The organism is Sutterella faecalis, from assembly GCF_006337085.1.
Classification (GTDB): domain Bacteria; phylum Pseudomonadota; class Gammaproteobacteria; order Burkholderiales; family Burkholderiaceae_F; genus Sutterella; species Sutterella faecalis.
The window spans coordinates 2,057,358-2,077,243 of the sequence record NZ_CP040882.1 but is presented as its reverse complement, the minus strand read 5'-3'; the positions used below and the strand labels follow the sequence as shown (position 1 = coordinate 2,077,243).

General features: G+C 57.5%; 14 protein-coding genes, 2 tRNA genes and 3 rRNA genes. 7 read left to right on the top strand and 12 right to left on the bottom strand.

Features of this window, described 5'->3' with window-relative positions; translation table 11 throughout:
* Positions 1–93: 93 nt before the first annotated feature.
* From rrf to FG381_RS08750, 3 genes are all read right to left on the bottom strand, one after another.
* A 5S ribosomal RNA gene (gene rrf / locus FG381_RS08760) occupies positions 94–208 on the bottom strand.
* Between the two features lie 97 nt (positions 209–305).
* A 23S ribosomal RNA gene (locus FG381_RS08755) occupies positions 306–3,192 on the bottom strand.
* A gap of 291 nt (positions 3,193–3,483) precedes the next feature.
* A 16S ribosomal RNA gene (locus tag FG381_RS08750) occupies positions 3,484–5,016 on the bottom strand.
* Together the 16S, 23S and 5S rRNA genes form the textbook arrangement of a ribosomal RNA operon.
* A gap of 459 nt (positions 5,017–5,475) precedes the next feature.
* Between FG381_RS08750 and FG381_RS08745 the strand changes: the two genes are divergently transcribed.
* A complete protein-coding gene (locus tag FG381_RS08745) occupies positions 5,476–7,278 on the top strand; it encodes a M61 family metallopeptidase (protein WP_165697857.1) in 1,803 nt (600 codons plus the stop codon).
* On the opposite strand, the gene ung is transcribed toward FG381_RS08745, so the two are convergent.
* Genes ung through rpe form a run of 4 tightly spaced genes read right to left on the bottom strand, consistent with a single transcriptional unit; the run spans position 7,260 to position 9,800 of the window.
* On the bottom strand, positions 7,260–7,979 hold the full coding sequence (gene ung / locus FG381_RS08740) for a uracil-DNA glycosylase (protein ID WP_139688459.1): 720 nt from the start codon (positions 7,977–7,979) through the stop codon (positions 7,260–7,262). The two genes, FG381_RS08745 and ung, sit on opposite strands and share 19 nt — an antisense overlap.
* Entirely contained in the window at positions 7,979–8,416 is a 438-nt protein-coding gene (locus FG381_RS08735) for a DUF1311 domain-containing protein (protein WP_139688458.1), read from the bottom strand. The genes ung and FG381_RS08735 overlap by 1 nt, the downstream gene beginning before the upstream one ends.
* Positions 8,410–9,105, bottom strand: a complete 696-nt coding sequence (locus FG381_RS08730) for an HAD family hydrolase (protein ID WP_139688457.1) — start codon at positions 9,103–9,105, stop codon at positions 8,410–8,412. The genes FG381_RS08735 and FG381_RS08730 overlap by 7 nt, the downstream gene beginning before the upstream one ends.
* Complete coding sequence (gene rpe / locus FG381_RS08725; protein WP_139688456.1) at positions 9,102–9,800, bottom strand: ribulose-phosphate 3-epimerase; 699 nt, start codon at positions 9,798–9,800, stop codon at positions 9,102–9,104. The genes FG381_RS08730 and rpe overlap by 4 nt, the downstream gene beginning before the upstream one ends.
* A 228-nt stretch (positions 9,801–10,028) precedes the next feature.
* On the opposite strand from rpe, the gene mltA reads away from it, so the two are divergent.
* Positions 10,029–11,240 (top strand): murein transglycosylase A, encoded by a 1,212-nt coding sequence (gene mltA, locus FG381_RS08720; RefSeq protein ID WP_139688455.1) that lies wholly within the window; start codon positions 10,029–10,031, stop codon positions 11,238–11,240.
* 90 nt (positions 11,241–11,330) lie between these two features.
* Here mltA and FG381_RS08715 read toward each other — a convergent pair whose 3' ends face one another.
* A complete protein-coding gene (locus FG381_RS08715) occupies positions 11,331–12,047 on the bottom strand; it encodes a DsbC family protein (protein ID WP_139688454.1) in 717 nt (238 codons plus the stop codon).
* A 213-nt stretch (positions 12,048–12,260) separates the two neighbouring features.
* Here FG381_RS08715 and FG381_RS08710 point away from each other — a divergent pair.
* Together FG381_RS08710 and FG381_RS08705 are read left to right on the top strand one after the other, a co-directional pair.
* Positions 12,261–12,336: transfer RNA gene (locus tag FG381_RS08710), tRNA-Phe, on the top strand.
* 71 nt (positions 12,337–12,407) lie between these two features.
* Positions 12,408–12,483, top strand: a tRNA-Phe gene (locus FG381_RS08705).
* Between the two features lie 52 nt (positions 12,484–12,535).
* Here FG381_RS08705 and queC read toward each other — a convergent pair.
* Together queC and FG381_RS08695 are read right to left on the bottom strand one after the other, a co-directional pair.
* On the bottom strand, positions 12,536–13,273 hold the full coding sequence (gene queC / locus FG381_RS08700; protein WP_139688453.1) for a 7-cyano-7-deazaguanine synthase QueC: 738 nt from the start codon (positions 13,271–13,273) through the stop codon (positions 12,536–12,538).
* 23 nt (positions 13,274–13,296) lie between these two features.
* On the bottom strand, positions 13,297–13,797 hold the full coding sequence (locus FG381_RS08695) for a hypothetical protein (RefSeq protein WP_228025628.1): 501 nt from the start codon (positions 13,795–13,797) through the stop codon (positions 13,297–13,299).
* A 207-nt stretch (positions 13,798–14,004) separates the two neighbouring features.
* Here FG381_RS08695 and hemA point away from each other — a divergent pair, with 207 nt between their 5' ends.
* From hemA to prmC, 3 genes are all read left to right on the top strand, one after another.
* The gene (gene hemA, locus FG381_RS08690; RefSeq protein ID WP_139688451.1) at positions 14,005–15,294 is read left to right on the top strand and encodes a glutamyl-tRNA reductase; all 1,290 of its coding nucleotides are present in this window, start codon (positions 14,005–14,007) and stop codon (positions 15,292–15,294) included.
* 160 nt (positions 15,295–15,454) lie between these two features.
* The gene (prfA, locus tag FG381_RS08685) at positions 15,455–16,531 is read left to right on the top strand and encodes a peptide chain release factor 1 (protein WP_139688450.1); all 1,077 of its coding nucleotides are present in this window, start codon (positions 15,455–15,457) and stop codon (positions 16,529–16,531) included.
* Positions 16,532–16,552: 21 nt separating this feature from the next.
* On the top strand, positions 16,553–17,386 hold the full coding sequence (prmC, locus tag FG381_RS08680) for a peptide chain release factor N(5)-glutamine methyltransferase (protein ID WP_139688449.1): 834 nt from the start codon (positions 16,553–16,555) through the stop codon (positions 17,384–17,386).
* 110 nt (positions 17,387–17,496) lie between these two features.
* On the opposite strand, the gene FG381_RS08675 is transcribed toward prmC, so the two are convergent.
* Both FG381_RS08675 and FG381_RS08670 read right to left on the bottom strand, forming a co-directional pair.
* Positions 17,497–19,365 (bottom strand): ATP-dependent nuclease, encoded by a 1,869-nt coding sequence (locus FG381_RS08675; protein WP_139688448.1) that lies wholly within the window; start codon positions 19,363–19,365, stop codon positions 17,497–17,499.
* A complete protein-coding gene (locus FG381_RS08670) occupies positions 19,355–19,825 on the bottom strand; it encodes a helix-turn-helix domain-containing protein (protein ID WP_139688447.1) in 471 nt (156 codons plus the stop codon). Before FG381_RS08670 ends, FG381_RS08675 begins: the two co-directional genes overlap by 11 nt.
* Between the last annotated feature and the right edge of the window lie 61 nt (positions 19,826–19,886).

The following is a 19,886-nucleotide window of genomic DNA, read 5'->3' as shown; positions in this document are numbered from 1 at the left end:
TGCCTTTTTGGCAGCGCGTTGAAAAGTCAACCCTCTCATAAATAGCGAAAACCCCTGCCGGCCTTAAGCCAACAGGGGTTTCGTTTGTAGGGAGCCTGGCGATGACCTACTTTCACTGGAAATACAACCAACTATCATCGGCGCGGAGACGTTTCACTGTCCTGTTCGGAATGGGAAGGAGTGGGGCCGTCACGCTATGGTCACCAGGCTTAAAAGGGGTGGAAAAGCAAAGACTGCAGTTGCGACTGCTTTCTCGATTCTCTTGAAGTTCTTCTCACCGTCATGATGAAAAGCTTCACGGTTATAGGATCAAGCTTCACGAGCAATTAGTATCGGTCAGCTCAACGCCTCACAGCGCTTGCACACCCGACCTATCAACGTCCTGGTCTCGAACGACTCTTCAGGGAGGTCAAAGCCTCCAGGAAGACTTATCTTCAGGCAGGTTTCCCGCTTAGATGCTTTCAGCGGTTATCCTTTCCCCACATAGCTACCCGGCGGTGCCACTGGCGTGACAACCGGTACACCAGAGGTGAGTCCATTCCGGTCCTCTCGTACTAGGAACAGCCCCCGTCAATCTTCCAGCGCCCACGGCAGATAGGGACAAAACTGTCTCACGACGTTTTAAACCCAGCTCACGTACCTCTTTAAATGGCGAACAGCCATACCCTTGGGACCGGCTACAGCCCCAGGATGAGATGAGCCGACATCGAGGTGCCAAACACCGCCGTCGATATGAACTCTTGGGCGGTATCAGCCTGTTATCCCCAGAGTACCTTTTATCCGTTGAGCGATGGCCCTTCCATGCAGAGCCACCGGATCACTATGACCTACTTTCGTATCTGCTCGTCTTGTCGGACTCGCAGTCAAGCACGCTTTTGCCATTGCACTATCAGCACGATTTCCGACCGTGCCTAGCGTACCTTCGCACTCCTCCGTTACCCTTTAGGAGGAGACCGCCCCAGTCAAACTGCCTACCATGCACGGTCCCCGAAGCGGATCACGCTCCCAGGTTAGAACCTCAAACAAATCAGGGTGGTATTTCAAGGATGGCTCCGTTAAGACTGGCGTCCTAACTTCACTGCCTCCCACCTATCCTACACAGATCGGTTCAAAGTCCAATGCAAAGCTGCAGTAAAGGTTCATGGGGTCTTTCCGTCTAGCCGCGGGGAGATTGCATCATCACAAACACTTCAACTTCACTGAGTCTCAGGAGGAGACAGTGTGGCCATCATTATGCCATTCGTGCAGGTCGGAACTTGCCCGACAAGGAATTTCGCTACCTTAGGACCGTTATAGTTACGGCCGCCGTTTACTGGGACTTCGATCAGGACCTTGCAGCCCATCAATTAATCTTCCAGCACCGGGCAGGCATCACACCCTATACGTCGACTTTCGTCTTTGCAGAGTGCTGTGTTTTTAGTAAACAGTTGCAGCCACCAATTCTCTGAGACCTCTTCATGCTCCGGGTGTTTCTCCCTTCACACTACAAAGGCACACCTTATCCCGAAGTTACGGTGTCAATTTGCCGAGTTCCTTCTCCTGAGTTCTCTCAAGCGCCTGAGCATATTCAGCTCGCCCACCAGTGTCGGTTTGCGGTACGGTCAATTGCAGGCTGATGCTTAGAAGCTTTTCCTGGAAGTCCATTCAGTCACTTCAGCTGAAACCAGCCTCGATGCTTCGCCTCGGAAATTCGCCGGCGGATTTGCCTGCCGGCTTCCTACGCTCGCAAACCGGGATATCCAACACCCGGATGACCTTCAGCACTCCGTCCCTCCTTCGCACCTGCAATCGGTCCAGGACTATTAACCTGGTTCCCATCAGCTATGCTTCTCAGCCTCGCCTTAGGGGCCGACTCACCCTGCTCCGATGAACGTAGAGCAGGAAACCTTGGGCTTGCGGCGAGCGGGCTTTTCACCCGCTTTAACGTTACTCATGTCAGCATTCGCACTTCCGATACCTCCAGCAGCCCTCGCGGGTCCGCCTTCTCAGGCTTACGGAACGCTCCCCTACCACTCAACCTTGCGGTCGAATCCGCGGCTTCGGTTATTGACTTAGCCCCGTTACATCTTCCGCGCAGGAAGACTCGATCAGTGAGCTATTACGCTTTCTTTGAAGGATGGCTGCTTCTAAGCCAACTTCCTGACTGTCTTAGCCTTCCCACTTCGTTTTCCACTTAGTCAATATTAGGGACCTTAGCCGGCGGTCTGGGTTGTTTCCCTTTTGAGTCCGGACGTTAGCACCCGGTGCTCTGTCTCCCGTGCTCTGACTTCCAAGTATTCGGAGTTTGCCATGGTTTGGTAAGACGCCATGTCCCCCTAGCCATAACAGTGCTCTACCCCCTGGAGCCCTACACGAGGCACTACCTCAATAGTTTTCGGGGAGAACCAGCTATCTCCAGATTTGTTTAGCCTTTCACCCCTATCCACAGTTCATCCGCTAATTTTGCAACACTAGTCGGTTCGGCCCTCCAGTGTGTGTTACCACACCTTCAGCCTGACCATGGATAGATCATCTGGTTTCGGGTCTACGCCCAACGACTGAATTTCGCCCTGTTCGGACTCGCTTTCGCTGCGCCTCCCCTATCCGGTTAAGCTCGCCATTGAACGTAAGTCGCTGACCCATTATGCAAAAGGTACGCAGTCACCCTTGCGGGCTCCTACTGTTTGTATGTATGCGGTTTCAGGATCTATTTCACTCCCCTCCCGGGGTTCTTTTTACCTTTCCTTCACAGTACTGGTTCACTATCGGTCGATCACGAGTATTTAGCCTTGGAGGATGGTCCCCCCATCTTCAGACAGGATTTCTCGTGTCCCGCCCTACTTGTCGCAAGCTCAGTCCCACAGATCCAATTTCCCGTACGGGGCTGTCACCCTCTGTAGCCGGCCTTTCCAGACCGTTCCGGTATCGAATCTGCTAACGCTTGCAGGCTCTTCCAATTTCGCTCGCCGCTACTTTCAGAATCTCGGTTGATTTCTTTTCCTGCAGTTACTTAGATGTTTCAGTTCACTGCGTTCGCCTCAATGAGCTATGTATTCACTCATTGATACTTCCTTAAAGGAAGTGAGTTTCCTCATTCGGACATCCGTGGATCAAAGCTTGCTTGCCAGCTCCCCACGGCTTTTCCCAGGCTGCCGGGTCCTTCATCGCCTGTGATCGCCAAGGCATCCACCACATACACTTAGTCGCTTGATCCTATAACTCTGAAGCCTTTTGCCTTCAAAGTAACAAGACGACCTGTAACGCGCTGCTTCTCTGAATCATGTCGGTTCTCGATGAACTTCAATGAATCGATGTTTTGAATGCAATCACAACCCCTGAAGCTGCCTTTATCTGAAGAGAAACATCTCAACTTCTCCTCAAGACAACTTCAGAATGTCTTTACTTTTCCAAATTTTTAAAGATCGATCAAATCTCAACGACCTGATAAGTGTGAACACCGTGAAAGTCTCTGAAGGCGTTCTCTAAAGAACTCCGACTCTCTTTAAAGGAGGTGATCCAGCCGCACCTTCCGGTACGGCTACCTTGTTACGACTTCACCCCAGTCATGAAGCCCACCGTGGACGCCGCCTTCCTTTCGGTTGGGCAAACGTCTTCTGGTGAACCCCACTCCCATGGTGTGACGGGCGGTGTGTACAAGACCCGGGAACGTATTCACCGCGGCATGCTGATCCGCGATTACTAGCGATTCCGACTTCATGCAGTCGAGTTGCAGACTGCAATCCGGACTACGATCGGTTTTCTGGGATTGGCTTCACCTCGCGGCTTCGCTTCCCTCTGTTCCGACCATTGTATGACGTGTGAGGCCCTAGCCATAAGGGCCATGAGGACTTGACGTCATCCCCACCTTCCTCCGGTTTGTCACCGGCAGTCTCATTAGAGTGCCCTTTCGTAGCAACTAATGACAAGGGTTGCGCTCGTTGCGGGACTTAACCCAACATCTCACGACACGAGCTGACGACAGCCATGCAGCACCTGTGTCCAGATTCCCTTGCGGGCACCCCCGAATCTCTTCAGGGTTCCTGGCATGTCAAGGCTAGGTAAGGTTTTTCGCGTTGCGTCGAATTAATCCACATCATCCACCGCTTGTGCGGGTCCCCGTCAATTCCTTTGAGTTTTAATCTTGCGACCGTACTCCCCAGGCGGTCTACTTCACGCGTTAGCTGCGTTACCAAGAGATTGCTCTCCCAACAACTAGTAGACATCGTTTAGGGCGTGGACTACCAGGGTATCTAATCCTGTTTGCTCCCCACGCTTTCGTGCATGAGCGTCAGTCATGTCCCAGAGGGCTGCCTTCGCCATCGGTGTTCTTCCAAATATCTACGCATTTCACTGCTACACTTGGAATTCCACCCTCCTCTGACAAACTCAAGTCTTGCAGTCATATATGCAATTCCCAGGTTGAGCCCGGGGATTTCACATCTATCTTACAAAACCGCCTGCGCACGCTTTACGCCCAGTAATTCCGATTAACGCTTGCACCCTACGTATTACCGCGGCTGCTGGCACGTAGTTAGCCGGTGCTTATTCTTCAGGTACCGTCAGCAGAACACGGTGTTATCGCATCCCTTTTCGTCCCTGACAAAAGCAGTTTACAATCCGAAGACCTTCATCCTGCACGCGGCATGGCTGGATCAGGGTTGCCCCCATTGTCCAAAATTCCCCACTGCTGCCTCCCGTAGGAGTCTGGGCCGTGTCTCAGTCCCAGTGTGGCTGGTCGTCCTCTCAGACCAGCTACCGATCGTCGCCTTGGTGGGCCTTTACCCCGCCAACAAGCTAATCGGACATCGGCCGCTCTTCCTGCGCAAGGTCTTGCGATCCCCTGCTTTCACCCTCAGGTCTCATGCGGTATTAGCTGTCCTTTCGGACAGTTATCCCCCACAAGAAGACACGTTCCGATGCATTACTCACCCGTGCGCCACTCGCCGCCAGGAGCAAGCTCCCGCGCTGCCGTTCGACTTGCATGTGTAAGGCATGCCGCCAGCGTTCAATCTGAGCCAGGATCAAACTCTTTAGTTCAATCTCTGTTTTGCCGCTCTTATTTCGCCGGAATTGAAAGAGAAGAATTAAATTCTTTTCTTTCGGCTTCAATAAGCGCGAACTTCGTAAAATTTTTGAGTCTTCGGAATCGTGAAATTCCGACGCTCTTTAGCGAGCGCCTCAAGCTTTCCGATGTTCACACTTATCGGTTCGTTGAATCTGATTTTTAAAGAACTTTTCGCTGTTTGATCAGCGAAGGATCGAAATCATATAGAAGTCGTTTCCTTTTGTCAAGTACTCTGGAAGAAATCTTTTAGTTTGCTTCTGAAGCGCTTCTTTTTTGCTGCCTCGTTTCCGAAGCAGGACGCGAATTATGAAGAGCATTTCACGCTTTGTCAAGAGTCCCGAAAAAATATTTTCAGGAACACCTCGCTCGCTGCCCTAGACTGAATGCCTGGCCTTAATCCATATTTTGTTTTTTTCTTGAATACACCCCTTATGCAGCTCTCCTACCGCATTACGCCGGATCCGCTCCATCACCGCTATCACGTGACGCTCCCGCTCGATCTTTCTCACCTCAAGGAAGAAAGCTTCAAACTGGAGATGCCGGTCTGGACGCCGGGCAGCTATGTGCTTCGCGAATATTCCGGACGGGTATCAGACATTCATGCAGAATGCGCCGGCGTTCGCATTGAGCTCGAGCAGATCGAGAAGTCCGAATGGCGCCTTCTCGCGGATGAGGTGCCGGATCTTTCCCGCATTGAGGTTCATTGGTCGGTTTTTGCCTATTCAAAAGGCATTCACGACGCCTGGCTCGATTCTGACCGCGGATTCATCAACCCGCCCGCACTCTTTCTTCACCCGGCCTCTATGCCGGCGGATGCTGCCTTGAGCGTCTCCTTTGATGCAAAGGACTGGGACGTGCATTCAGCACTCGATGCCCTTCAGACCCCTGACGGGATCTCATGGCAGGCCAAAACGCTCGACGAGCTCCTCGACTCTCCGTTCGTGCTGACGCCCAAAAGAGGCGCAAAGGCGACGATCTTTACCATAGAAGCCGGATGCGTCCCGCATGAAATCATCATCACGGGAGCGTCAAGCCTTAACACCAGGCGGATTGCCGCAGACCTCAGGAAAATCTTCGACACCGCTATCCGCTTCTGGAACGACCCCAGGGAGACGGCAGAGCCCCGGGCGCCCTTCGCCCGCTACATGCTCTACCTCCATCTTGAGCCCGGCCTCTACGGAGGTCTCGAGCACAGCGCCGGCACGGTGCTCCTCGAAGACGTGAATGCGCTCCCCGGAGCAGGTGAAGCCGAACCACCCAAACGCTACGTCGAATTTCTGATTCTCGTCGCGCATGAATACTTTCACGCCTGGCTCGTGAAGCGCCTGAAGCCCTCCGGCTTTCTCCCCTACGATCTTTCGCGGGAGGAGTACACCCACGACCTTTGGATCTTTGAAGGCTTCACCTCCTACTATGAGAGCCTTCTCGCAAGAAGAGCCCGCGTCATTTCCGAAGAGGTCTATCTCAGGCACCTGGCCGAACGCATGAATTTCGCGCTCACGCGCGAAGGCTTTGACGCCATGACGCTCGCCGAAGCGAGCTTCAATGCCTGGGTAAAGCTCTACCGGCAGACGGAAGACTCCCCCTATTCGCAGATCTCCTACTACACAAAGGGCGCGCTGGCCGCGCTTCTTCTGGATTCGGAAATCAGGCGCCTCACGGAAAACAAGGAATCGCTCGAGTCGTTCCTGCGGGCCTGGTACCGGTCTGCGGCTGACGAGATCCGTCAGGGGACCTGGCGGGGACTTCCCGACGGCGGGATTGGAGCACTCATTCAATCGCTCATCCATGTCGACCTGAGCGAGCTCCTCGGAAAGCTCGTTTATGAAAAAGGCAATCGATCGTTCTGGATCGACGCCATTGAAGCAGCACTCAATCGAGAGGGTCTTCAGACGGAGGTCGACCCGACCGTCCCGGCCGCACTGAGGCTCGCCGGCATCCACCCCGGGAAGAAAGGAGGACGCGTGACGGCGGGATATGTCGTTTCCTCATCTCCGGCATTCGCGGCCGGGCTTTTCGCGGGCGACGAAATTATTGCCGTCGACGAGGAGAAAACGGACGCAGGCGTTTTTGAGCGTCAGATCGAGCGCGCCCGCGGCCGCAAGGTGAAGATTCATTTCTTCCGGGGGCCGAGACTGCTTTCCGGCGTCCTCGACCTGAAGTCCCGCTGCGCCCCGGAATTCCTTGAACTTCTTCCGAAGCGCATTCTTCCCATTCAGAAGAGCGAAGGCTGAGTCTCCTTTTCTTCGCTTCCATTCCAGTCAATGAGTGGTTCGCCTCGACTCGCGAACCACTCATTGGCTTTTGCGAAGATGCGCGACTTCATGAAGGCATCGTCGCCCCGCGTTGCAGACAAGGGCGACGGGTGCGACGCCGTCAATACCTTGTGGCGCCCTTCGTCAATCAGAGGGAGAAAAAGCTTCTGAGCGGGCTTTCCCCAGAGGAAGAAGACAAGTCCCTCGCGTTCATCGGAAAGCGTGCGGATGATTTCCGTCGTGAGCCGCTCCCAACCCCAGCCGGCATGCGAGAGGGGCCGCCCCTCTGCAACCGTCAGAATAGGATTGATGAGAAGGACGCCCGCTTTTGCCCAGTCCGTGAGGTCGCCCTTCGTACGCACGGAACCGCCCTCGGCCGCCACCTTGAAGATGTTTCTGAGCGAAGGCGGAAGCTTCTCTCCCGCCGGCACCGAAAACGCAAGTCCGCAGGCCTTCCCCGGCGTATGGTAGGGGTCCTGCCCGACAATCACGGCGCGCACCGACTCAAAGGGCGTGAGTTCAAGCGCCCGGAAGGCATGAGGCGGATAGACGTTTCGCTTTTCCGCCTGGAGACGCATGGCGAGTGCGCTCCCTTCCGGCGACGCGAGAAAATCTTCGACAAGCGTTTTCCAGCGGCCGGTAAGACCCTCGGGAGAAAGATCGGATCTGGCAAATTCCATCAGTAGCTCGACTGACTCAAATGACGATTGGTGAGAATGCTTGTTCTCAGGCGGTAGTAGCCGATCCTGCAGGCAAGCTCAGCATTCGCTTCAACGCGCTTGTTGCCTTTCGTCGTTATGCCGACAAAATCGCATTCGCGCTTCACGAATGTCTCAAAGCTCTGTCCGGAAAGAATGAACTTATTCCAGCGCGTGCGGGTACCGGAAGGCTTGTCGAGCGCCTTCGCATAGGAAGCCACCCGGTCGGTGACGTCCTTATATGTCGCCTGCACCATCTCGAGCTCCATCGCGAGGCATTTGCCCCGCGCTTCCTGGTTGTCGCCCTGAATGGCGCTGTAGCACTGCGCCACCGCATCCGCCGTCGGCGGCTCTTTCTGCGGGGCCGCAGAAACGGCAAACGGAATAAGAAGCGCAAATCCCAAAAGCGCCTTCAGCATGCTTCGAGCTCCTTCAGAAGCCGGGCGCATGCCCGGCCGGTATCCGGGAAAATTTCCGTAAATCCTTCCGCTTTTGCCCAGGCGGCAAGCGGAATGCCTTCGTTGTAGCCTGACTCCACAAGAAGCGCGCGCACGCCTGCAGCGCGCGCGGCGAGTGCGTCATTCCGGCTGTCGCCGACCATGGCGCATTCTGCGGGCGCGACGCCTGCTTCCTTCATGGCGCGCTCGATCATGTCGGGCCAGGGCTTGGGCCGCGCAGCGCCGCCCCCGCCGATCACGCCGTCAAAGGCATCTCCAAGTCCGCGCTCCGCAAGGAAGGCCCTCGCGAGCGGCTCCTCCTTATTGGTGACGAGCCAGACGGCAATGCCTTTTTGCTTAAGCTTCGCCACGCCCTCAAACGCCCCCGGAATCAGCGCAATGCGGCTTCCGTCCATGCCGGACCAAATTTCCACGAGCTCCTTCAAAAGCTGATCTTCGGACACTTTTGAGACATCTGCTCCGCCCGCACTCCACCAGCGCATGAGGCGCTCAACCAGGACGCGAACGCCGCCGCCGATCATGACGGCGACGACCTCATCGGGCACCGGCGCAAAGCCTTCCTTCAGGGCGAGGCGTCTCACGCCTTCGGCGATCTCCGGGAGGGAGCTCACCAGCGTCCCGTCGAGATCAAAGCAGACTGCGCGGATCATGAACGGTCTCCAAGAGCGGCAACGGCTTCCTTCATGCTGCGGATCACCTTCGCGTAGCCTTCCGGCGAGCCGGCGCCGAATACGGCGGAACCGGCCACAAAGGTATCGGCGCCTGCAGAAGCGATGCGGGCAATGTTGCCGGGCTTCACGCCGCCGTCGATCTCAAGCGCAATCTCGCGTCCGGTCTCCGCCTTATAGGCGTCAAGCTTCTCGCGCAGCGCCATCGTCTTTTCAATCGTCGATTCGATGAAGCTCTGCCCGCCGAAGCCCGGATTGACGCTCATGAGGAGCACCACGTCGATGCGGTCGAGCTCGTAGTCAAGGTAGGAGAGCGGCGTCGCGGGATTGAAGACGAGCCCCGCCTTCTTCCCGGCATTGCGGATAAGCTGCAGCGACCGGTCGATGTGCCTTGTCGCCTCGCAGTGGAACGTAATGATGTCCGCGCCTGCATCAATGAAGCTCGGAATCAATGCATCCACGGGCTCAATCATCAGATGAACGTCGATCGGAAGGGATACGTACGGACGAATCGCCTTCAGCACAAGCGGGCCCACCGTGAGGTTCGGCACATAGTGGTTGTCCATCACGTCAAAGTGAATCCAGTCGGCGCCGGCAGCGGCAACATCGCGAACTTCTTCGCCAAGACGCGCAAAATCCGCAGAAAGAATGGACGGAGCAATGCGGCAGGTGCGCATGAAGAAGCCTCCGGAGAAAAAGAATTTTGAGGTGAAAGGAGAGCCCCGGCCCCGCAAAAGGCGCGGGGCGCCGGGCGGTCTCTTGACCCGGCTCTCCCAAAGCCGGCTTCAGTATATCTGCGCTCGGGCTGGAAAAGCCTGATGAGGCTTCATGGAAAGCATGCCTTTCCGTCAGCACGGTTAGACTTCTCTCTTTCAATCTTTCCTTCCGGTCTTTTCGAGTGCCTCATGGCTTTTCATCTCAACTCCCGCGCACTTCTCCCCGGAGTGAGACGCTTCGCCTCACTTTCCCTTCTTGCTGCCCTCGGGCTTCTCTCGGCCTGTACGACCGTAGAGACCCCTGTCGAAAAGAAACCGCTCGGAACGACCTTCAGGGCAGAGGCATTTGAGAAGCTCCCCAAAGCGCCATCGGGCGCCTGGGGCGAGGCGCTTTCCGCCTTCAATCTTTCCTGCACGCGGCTCTCGAGCGCCCCGTGGAGCGAAATCTGCGCCAAGGCGAAATGGGAGTCCCCCGAACGCGCGGAGGCCTTCTTTGCCGAAAACTTCACGCCCTGGGCGGTTGAGGTTCCCGGCAAAGGCGAAGCGCGGACGGACGCGGGTCTCATGACGGGCTACTACGAGCCGCTCCTTCACGGGAGCAGAGTGCGCGACAGAAAGAATGCGTATCCGATCTACGGCGTTCCGGACGATCTTCTCATCATTGATCTCGCCGAGCTCTACCCTGAACTCAAGGGAAAGCGCCTTCGCGGAAAGCTCGACGGCCGCCGGGTCGTGCCCTACGACCAGCGGGGGATCATTCAGGAAAGAGGAGACCTGGAAAAATGGGCGATTGCCTGGGTAGACGACCCGGTCGACGCCTTCTTCCTTCAGGTCCAGGGATCCGGGAGAATCGAACTGCCTGACGGCAGCTTCATGCGCGTGGGTTTTGCCGACCAGAACGGCTGGCGCTACCGCTCAATCGGCAGCTGGCTCATCCGCGAGGAAGGACTCAAATCTCATGAGCTCTCCATGCAGCGAATCCGCGCCTGGGCGAAGGCCAACCCCGGCAAGGTCAAAAAAGCGCTCGCACAGAATCCGAGCTTCATCTTCTTTGAGGAGCGCTCGGGAGACCCGGCGCTCGGGCCCGTCGGCGCTCAGGGCGTTCCGCTCACGCCGCAGTCGTCGGTGGCTGTCGACCCGAACCGCTGGCGTCTGGGCACGCCCTTCGTGATTGATGCGGAGCAGGACCGGCCGCAGCTTCACCTCGCGCGCCCCGTCATCGCTCAGGATACGGGAGGCGCCATCCGGGGCGTTCTGCGCTTTGATTATTTCTGGGGCTTCGGCGACAAGGCGGGCGAAGCCGCCGGACGGCAGAAGAGCCGCGTGCGCGCCTGGGTGCTGGTTCCGAAGGGACTCGCCCCCGAAGACATTCTCCCGGGCGACGCTCATGCGCCGCGGTGAGATGAATCAGGCATCCAGCAAAAAGGCATCCGGACAACCCGAATGCCTTTTTGCTTTTCCGCCTCTTCTCAAGAGGCCTCCGGCAGGAATTTATTTCTTCTGCTCGGCCAGGATTCTTTCAAACTGCGAAGCGGGAACGGCGCCCGTCATGCGGTCCCCGGTCGGGAAGAAGAAGGTGGGCGCTCCCGTCACGTTGTAGCGGCCGGCAAGCGACAGGTTGCGGCGCATCACGGAAGCATCGCAGTCGGGACTCGCGCTCTCGGGCGCAATGCCCTTGCGCATCCAGTCGGCCCAGGCCTTCGAGGGATTCTTGCTGCAGACAATCTCGCGGTTATTCTGCTCGCCCCGGATCATCGGCGTGATGAAGGTGTAGACGGTCAGGTTCCCGACCTCTTCAAAGACCCGTTCCATCGAGCGGCAGTACGTGCAGTTGGCGTCCGAGAAGACGATCACCTCGCGCGAGCCGTCGCCGAAGACCTGCTTCACGGCATCCTCGCGCGGCCACTTGCTCCAGCTTTCGCGCGCCCATTCGCGCAGACGCTCCTGCGTCTGATTGGTCTGCGTCTTGGTGTCGATGATGGAGCCCGAGAAAACGTAGTCCACCTTGTCGTCGACATAAAAGAGCCGGTCCTGAATGAAGACTTCCCAGAGGCCCGGAATCGGCGCCGGACGAATGCTGTCGGCCTTGAGCCCCGTATTCTTCATGAGCTGGTCGCGCACCGACTGCTCGTCGGCCTGAGCGGCACCGGAAAGAAGCGCAAGGGCGGCAAGGGCCGCAGCGGCAAAATGCTTGATTGACGCGGTCATGACGAAGAGGGTCGCTCCACTCGGAAATAAGGACAAAGATTTTCGAAGGATTATCGCCAATCTCGCCTTCGCTGAATCTGAAAGCGCGCAGGAATCCGGCGCATGAGTCCTCACGCATTTACGGTATTTTTCTGCCGCTCTCTCCCCTGCCGCACATCCCGTCTTGCAAATCCTCGCCTCCATTCATATAATTGCACCCTTGACATTTTTTGCGGCTAGGTAGCTCAGTTGGTAGAGCAGCGGATTGAAAATCCGCGTGTCGGCGGTTCGATTCCGTCCCTAGCCACCATTCACTTTTCCTTTGAGAAAAGACGGATGGGGTTCAGGTGAAAGACCGGAAAGGCAGAAAATGCAGCGCGTGGCTAGGTAGCTCAGTTGGTAGAGCAGCGGATTGAAAATCCGCGTGTCGGCGGTTCGATTCCGTCCCTAGCCACCAGAAATGCTTGAAGCCCGCAGTGCCGAATGGTTCTGCGGGCTTTTTCTATGCGTCAGAAGCGCTTGCTGCCGGACCACTCTTCCCAGCCCTTGGCGCGCAGACGGCAGGCGGGACATTCGCCGCATCCCCAGCCCCATGCGTGATGGTGCTCATGGTCGCCCATGTAGCAGGTATGGGTTTCATCGCGCACGAGCTTCACGAATTCGTCTCCGCCCGTCCTTTGGGCAAGCTCCCAGGTTTCCGCTTTGGTGAGGCGCATGAGCGGCGTCTCAAGAATGATGGGCGCATCGAGCCCCAGGGCGAGCGTGACCTGAAGAGACTTCAGCGTGTTGTCGCGGCAGTCCGGATACCCCGAATAGTCTGTTTCGCACATGCCGCCCACGAGCACCCGCGCTCCCCGGCGATAGGCAATGGCTGCGGCAAGCGTAAAGAAAAGAAGGTTTCTTCCCGGCACGAAGGTATTGGGAAGCCCCGACGATTCAAAGGCGATCCGGCGTTCGTCCGTAAGCGCGCAGTCGGCCACTTCGCCCAGCACGGGAAGACTCAGCATATGGTCTTCCCCAAGCCTTTCGGCCCAGAGGGGCTTCATCGCCCGCATTTTTTCAAGCACTTTTCCGCGGCAGACGAGTTCGGCCTGGTGGCGCTGTCCGTAGTCGACGCCCACGGTTTCGACGCGCCCGAAGCGCTCGAGCGCCCAGCCGAGACACGTCGTGGAATCCTGGCCGCCCGAAAAGAGAACAAGTGCGGCCATGTCTCGGCCGGCGGAAGCAAAGTCGGAAAATTCTGTCATGAGGAATTCCATCGAAAAAGAAATCAGGCACCCGGCGCGCGGCCGGAAGTTTTGGGCGCGGCAAGAAGCGCCCGGACGCGGTCTCTCACGCGCATGCACTCGTCAATGTGGGCGTCGCCGAGCTTGACGACCGTCCAGTAGGAAAGCGCTGCGGCTGCACCCTGGCCCGCAATGGGCACCCATTTTGCAACCTTTCCGGTGATCCAGCGCGATCCGAACTGCTTCACGACCGTGAGCACCGCCGCACTCGTCACGTAGCGGCCGGCAAAGAGGGCGCTCACCTGCGAGAGGGCCGCGAGCACCGCAAGCCGCTCATCGGTATGGAGCTTCTCAATCTGCTCGGGCGACAACTGGAATGCCCGGTTGATTCTCATCAGCATGTCGGCAAAGGTTGCCGCATCCACTGCGATATCAACGCCCGGCACGGGAAGCACGGCGGCAGCGGCAGAGAGCGCGCCGCGCCTTCTGACCAAGGCGCGCATTTCACGGGCAATCGCATGAAGCGCTTCGGACGAATCCGGCATCGCTTCCCTCCTCATTTCGGTAGCCATTCCGTCTGGATCTGTTTTCACCATCAAAAAGCCTTAGAGATCAATCGGCTCTGCACCTTAAGGCTTGCGAAACATTTAGCAACCTATAATGCGCAGACTTCTTCAAAGAATAACCTTTTCGCCGTTTCAGGCTCCGGCCGACCTCATCGCCCGGAGTGCTCATTGCGGCAGCACCTCGAAATGCAGCTTCTCGCTTTAGGCCTCAACCATACGACCGCTCCGCTTTCCGTCCGCGAACGCGTCGCCTTCGGACCGGATGAAATTGCCGAGACGATCGCGCATATGCTCGAGCGCTTCAGCGGCACGCCCCAGGGCGGCATTCATGAAGCCGCTGTGCTTTCCACCTGCAACCGCACGGAGCTCTACGTCGCCTGCGAGGATACAGGCGCCGCGAAAGAGAGCATTCTTTCCTTCATCGCCAACAAGAAGGGCGTTCAGCGCTCCGAGCTCGAACCCCACATCTACACCTTCGAGCAGGAGGAGGCTGCGCACCATACGTTCCGCGTGGCTTCGGGCCTCGACTCGATGGTTTTGGGCGAAACGCAGATCGTCGGCCAGATGAAGAAGGCCGAAAAGATTGCGCGCGAATGCCACGGCCTCGGCGTGATGTTGAATCACCTCTTCCAGACCACCTTTACGGTGGCGAAGGAAGTCCGCACGGCGACCGCCATCGGCGCCAATTCGGTGAGTCTTGCGGCGGCGGCCGTCCGCCTTGCGCTTCGTCTTTTCGGGAACCTCTCGAAGGAGCGGATCCTCTTCGTGGGCGCGGGCGAAATGATTGAACTCTGCGCGGCGCACTTTGCCGCCCAGAACCCTCAGTCGATCACGATTGCAAACCGCACGGTCGAACGCGGCCAGACGCTTGCGCGCACGGTGCATGCCGATGCGATTCCGCTCTCCGAGCTCCCCGAAACGATCGGCAACTACGACATCGTCATTTCCTGCACGGCTTCGGCGCTCCCCATCATCGGCCTCGGCATGATCGAGCGCGCGATTTCCGAGCGCCGCCATCGTCCGATGTTCATCGTCGACCTCGCGGTTCCGCGCGATGTGGAACCTGAAGTTGAGCGCCTCGACGACGTCTATGTCTATACGGTCGACGACCTCGGGAAGGTCGTGAGCGAAGGGAAGCAGTCCCGTCAGGCCGCCATCTCTCAGGCGGAAACGATCATTGGTCTGCGCGTGGCGGACTTTGTGGAGTGGCTGAAGCTCCGCTCCGCCGTTCCCACCATTCAGTCGCTTCGCGACCGCGCGAACTACCTGAGGGACGAAGAGCTCTCCCGGGCGCTCCGCCACCTCCATCACGGCGACAAGCCCGAAGAGGTGCTTGAAATGCTCGCCCATGGCCTCACCAACAAGCTCCTTCACGATCCGACGATTCTTTTGAGAAACGGCGAAGGCCTCACCTCCGACGACCGCGATCTGATGGAGCGCATGCTCGACCGCTTCTACCGCCGGCACGACCGATAAGGAAGAAAGCGCGAAGCATTCAACAGAACGGGACCTCTTGCGGGTCCCGTTTTGCTTTTTCCCGATGCGCATGAAAGACGCGCCCGTTTTTCCTGAAACCGCTATCCTTCACATCGGTTTGACACACCCCTAGCTTTTGAATCCTTTCTCACCCCAAGAAATGCTCAACGACACCGTCCGCTCGAAACTCTCCGCACTCTCCCGACGGCTCGAGGAAATCGACCGCATGCTTGCGGCTCCGGAAACCGCTGCCGACATGAATAAGTTCCGCGACCTTTCGCGCGAACGCACCGAAATCGAACCGGTCGCGATGAAGCTCGCCCAGTACGAAAGCGCGGAAGCGGACCTCAAAACGGCCGAGGAGCTCGCTGAAGACCCCGAGATGCGGGAATTCGCTGAGGAAGAGATTGCAAAAGCGAAGGCTGCGCTCGAGCACCTTGAGGAGGCGCTTCGGCTCGAACTCATCCCGAAGGACCCCAACGACGAAAGGAACATCTTCCTCGAAGTCCGTGCGGGCACCGGGGGCGACGAAGCCGCGCTCTTTGCGGGCGATATTCTGCGCATGTATCTCCGCTACGCGGAGAACCAGGGCTGGAAGACCGAAATCGTCTCCCGCAACGAAAGCGAACTCGGGGGCTACAAGGAAGCAATCGTCCGGATCATCGGCCGCGGCGCCTATTCGAAGCTCAAGTTCGAGTCGGGCGGCCACCGCGTGCAGCGCGTTCCCGTCACCGAAACCCAGGGCCGCATTCACACCTCGGCCTGCACGGTAGCCGTTCTCCCTGAACTCGATGAAATTGAGGAAGTGAAGCTCGATCCGTCGGAACTCCGCATCGACGTCTTCCGTGCGTCGGGCGCGGGCGGTCAGCACATTCAGAAGACGGACTCGGCCGTCCGAATCACGCACCTTCCCACCGGACTCGTGGTCGAATGCCAGGACGAACGCAGCCAGATTCAGAATAAGGCGCGCGCCATGCAGATTCTCGCTTCCCGCATCTATGCGGCTCAGGTCGAAGCGCAGCATGCGAAGGAGGCGTCTGAACGCAAATCGCTCATCGGCTCGGGAGACCGGTCGGAACGCATCCGCACCTACAACTACCCGCAGGGGCGCGTGACCGACCACCGCATCAACCTCACGCTCTACAAGCTCGATGCCATCATGAACGGCGACCTTGAGGAAATCATCACGGCGCTCACCACAGAGCACCAGGCGGAAGCCCTGGCTCAGCTCGCTTAAAGCCCCGAAGGAGACGAGAAAATGGCAGAGGAAACGCAGATCGGACCTTCCATCCGGGCGCAGCTCGCCAAGGCGAGCCCGGTGATCGGACGCTTTGAAGCGATGATTCTGCTCGGCTTCGTGACAGGGCGCTCGCGCGAGAATCTGATCGCGCATGACGAAGACGAAATTTCCGAAGAGGAAATCATGCGCTTCGACCTCCTCGTTGCCATGCGCTCCGCCGGTACCCCGATTCCCTACTTGACCGGAAGCCAGGAGTTCTACGGGCGCCACTTTCATGTGACGGACGCTGTGCTCATCCCGCGCCCCGACACTGAAGTCCTGATCGAGCAGGCGCTCCTCGTTGCGGCGCCCAAAGCCCGGATCATCGATCTCGGCACCGGGAGCGGCTGCATTGCCGCCACCCTGGCGCTTGAACTCCCGGGGTCAACGGTAACGGCGACCGACGCCTCCTCGGACGCCCTTGAAATAGCGAAGGGGAATGCGGAAGCGCTTCACGCCCCCATTACTTTTGCCGAAGGCTTCTGGTGGGATGCCGTGGCGGCCGACGCCGTCTACGACCTGATCGTCAGCAACCCGCCCTACATCCGGCCCGATGACGAGCACCTGAGAAACCTCGAGTGCGAGCCGATCGGCGCCCTGACGGACGGCATTGATGGCCTCGAATGCCTGCGCACCATTGCGGCGGGCGCCATGGCGCATCTCGCGCCCGGCGGCTGGATTCTCCTTGAGCACGGCTACGACCAGGGCGACGATGTGCGGCAGATGCTCGAGGATGCCGGCTTCGCCGCCGTGCGGACGCGCAAGGACTATGGCGGAAACGACCGCGTAACGATGGGGCGCCGGGCGGACTGATGAGGGAAAGGAACGGTCGATCCGCCTGATCGATCGGCTTCGGGTTCTTAGAGATCGGGGCGTGCTTATCCGGCACGCCCCGAGTCGTCATGAAAGGGTTGAGAGGCTGATCAGGGGATCAGCCCCAACGCCTCGCAGAACTTCACCTTGAGCGCTTCAATCCTTTCTTGTTTCCGGACGGAATCATCCTCATCCTGAAGCCAGGCAATGATCTCATAAGCCTTGAATTCACCGCTCAGTCCTTTCTCTGTTGGGCTTCCGAGAAAGGCTTCGATGTTTTCGTGGATTAATACCGGCGGAGCGCAGCGAAGCTCCAGATAATCGTGGCCCTGGCTCAGGTTTTCTATGAAGAGGTTGAGCCCGTTTTGATCAGGCGCATCGCCCTTTCTCTTTTCCCCGTTTTTCTGATCGTCGTCGATCATGATGCCGAACGGGATCCCAAATTCGCGCATGAGAGTCATGTAGCGAGACACATTGTATTTTCCGCCGCACTCTAAAACAGCAAAATTACCAAGCTGATCAAGCAAATTAGACCACGGACCGCGCAACAGATAGTCAAAGAGAACTCTCTCAGTCGCCCCTTCCACGAGAAGCACTTTATTGGCGAAGAAGATCGCTGCCCGCTCCGTATCAAGCCATGCGGAGAAGAAATGTTCGTCGCGATGCTGCCGCTGCAGATCCGTCCCGTATGGCTTGGTTATCTTCAGGCTCTCTGAGATTTTCCCGGCGAGGCAACAAAGTTCATTTTGAAGCCGATCTGCCTCAGGCTGCCGTACCCGGCACACGCCGGCGCATTTTTCAAATCGAGCCATATGGTGAAGCGTGCTGACGTTGCGGCTCGCGAACTCGCTCGAATGCGAGGATGCGATTACCTGGCAGTTCGGCTGCGCACCAAGCGTGCGAAGCTTGACGGCGAGCGCCATCTGCTTGGCCGGATGGAGAAAGGCTTCTGGCTCTTCATAGAGAATCAGCGTGTAGTCCGCCGAGAAGACGGCATCATCCTTTTTAGCCCTGGCCCTGGATTTCGTCGCGGTCGCCGCCTTCGCTTTCCGGGCGGCGGCTTGCGCCTTTTCCTTCTTCTTTTCCTCTTCCTTTATCTTTTGATACTCCGGAAGCATCTCAATGAGTTCATTGATTGCCGCCCGCTGCATGCCCTGGCCGTAGTACTCAAGATCAAGCGCCCTGTTTTCAAGCGACGGATCCCTAAAGAACGGATCCAGCATCGTCTTGATGATGTCTTCTGCAGAAGGTTTCCTGAGCTTTAGATCAATGCTGACTCCCCACTGAGGGCTGAACCGTGAGTTGAATTCCTGGGTGAACGTTTGGAAGGGACCGCCCGACGCCGAGGCCTGCGCTTCCAGCTTATCAATAGCGCCTGTTACCTCTTCAAAGGCCTTGTGCTCAATCAGACGTTTCCCCACCACGACATCCATAATGTCCCGGAACGGACTCGGTCCCGTCACCTTCATGAGGTCGCCCGTCTTGGCAACTGCCGGGATGTAGATCAGTTCCCCGAGCTTCCCTGCGGCGATATTCTGCGTGCCGTAAAAGGCAGTGGACTGCACCTTGCCGTCCTTGACGGCATAAATCAACCCAACCGCTTTCTTCGACTTTTTAGATTTCGCCTCCTCAGCTCCTTCAGACTGCTCAACATCCTCCTCGGCACCCTCGTCAACCTGCAGATACTTTCGCAGCGTAAGGCGCCGTGCCGGATTCTGATACTGCGTGGAAAGCGTTTCATTTTCCGCTTCATTAATGCGGCAGACGATCTCAACCCAGGCGTTCTTATCCTCTGCACCCTTGGCAGGGAAATCAGTTTTGGAATCCCATTTCAGCTGTCCGTAGAAAAGCCGTATGGCATTGAAGAAGGTCGACTTCCCGGCATTGTTGGCACCGACAAGAAGGAGGTAATCATCGACCCGGACTTCCGCATCGATGATCGATCGGTAGTTGTGCACGCGCACGCGTTCAATCTTCATTCTTAATCTCTCTCTTCGTATTTCCCGTCCAGACGATCGGCAGGCCGGGCGTCATCCGCTCCACGGAATCCGCCGTGACGGCCTCTTTCTGCGCCTCTGCCTCTGCGGCCTCCCGCACCCACTTGCGGCAGGTGCTGGTTGAAACGCCGGTTGCTTCCTCAAGCTCCTTCCAGGTGAGGCCTTTTGCGCGAAGCTTCACAATGCGGCGCTTCACCGCCTTCGTGTAGTAAAAACACTTCTCCGGAACGTCAACCTCAAAGGTGCCCTTCCGATATTTGCGCGACCAGTCGCGGACCGTATTCATTGAAATGCCGAGCTTCACGGAAGCGTTGACGTAGCCGACGCCGGCTTCGAAAAGCCGGAGCGCTGCAAGCCTCGTCTCCCGGGAGTGAAAATCCGGGCGCTCGCGCTTCGTGAAGAGGAACGCATCCGACGGCACCGTTTTCCCTTTAATCGCCATAGTCTGGAAAAACTTCAGGGTAAAAAAGAGCCCGCTTCCCGAAACGCATTCGAGGAAACGG